The sequence below is a fragment of the Ruegeria sp. CL5 genome (assembly GCF_056536485.1).
The window spans coordinates 1-726 of the sequence record NZ_JBQFPS010000040.1; the positions used below are offsets into that span (position 1 = coordinate 1).

Annotated in this window: 1 pseudogene; it reads left to right on the forward strand. The window is 57.9% G+C overall.

Annotated elements, in window-relative coordinates:
* Window positions 1-720, forward strand: a pseudogene (locus ACR0IU_RS22295) (IS5 family transposase); the annotation flags it as partial.
* Window positions 721-726: the final 6 nt, after the last annotated feature.

Sequence of the window (726 nt, forward strand, 5' to 3'; positions counted from 1 at the left end):
CGCCGTACGTGGCCCAATTGGGCGAAAGCCCACCGATCACCGCCGTGTCCTTGATGGGATTTTCTGGATTTCCCGAACCGGAGCCCTTTGGCGGGACCTGCCCGATGAGTTTTGCAAATGGTCAAGCGCCTGTCGCCAGTTCTGGCGCTGGACGCTGGCGGGTCTCTGGGAGGGAATTTGGACGCTCTGAACCAAAGCCGGGCCGCTCCGAGCGCTTTGCAAATGATGGGCAGCACCGTGGTTCGCGCCCATCATCAGGCAGCAGGCGCTAAAGGGGGACGCCGCGTCAGGGTTTTGACCGCTCAAGTGAGTGGCTTCACGACCAAGATCCACCTCCTTGTCAACGCGCACGGCTTGCCCATGAGGACCGAAGTCACACCAGGCCAGACATCCGACGATCTCGGTTTCGATCTGGTTTTGGCACACAATTTACCCCAGCCGAGCGTCCTGCTGGCTGACCATGGTTATGACGCCGACAGCATCCGAAATACCATGAACAACCGCGACGTGCTCCCGGTCATCCCCACGCGGAAATCACGCTAGAAACATGTCGGTGTCGACCGCTCGCTCTATCGCCTACGCAACATGGTGGAACGCTCCTTCAACAAACTGAAGAATGCCAGACGTGTCGCCACCCGATATGACAAGACTGCAGAAAGCTACCTCCGCTTCATTGACATCACATCGATCCGACTCTGGCTGCGTCAATTGTCAACATAATCTAGG